1 pseudogene is annotated in these 308 nt (G+C 31.2%); it reads left to right on the forward strand.

Annotation, left to right across the window (positions count from 1 at the left end):
- Positions 1-27: 27 nt before the first annotated feature.
- A pseudogene (locus ACSG5Z_RS30375) lies at positions 28-308 on the forward strand (hypothetical protein); the annotation flags it as partial.

Here is a 308-nt window from a genome sequence, read left to right on the forward strand (position 1 = left end):
AAATATAAGGCAGCTGGATATATGACGATGACTTCTGGTCTTGTATTAATTGGAGGGTGTTTTATAGTAGCAGAGCTAATCCATATGTTCATTCGAAAAAGAATGAATATGAAAAGAAAGCCGTATGAATTACAATATGCCCCTGTGTTTTTCCTTTTATTTTGTATGCTTATTACATTACAAAACATAACGAACTTTCCACCGCTTTTAAATATTTTTTAAAAGTTCGGTTTGCTGTATAGTAGCACTGGAATAGCCCTTTTATTTCTTTTATTTTGCATACGTTATATTCACTATCAATCGTATAT

Source organism: Bacillus pretiosus, assembly GCF_051294775.1.
Lineage (GTDB): Bacteria > Bacillota > Bacilli > Bacillales > Bacillaceae_G > Bacillus_A > Bacillus_A wiedmannii.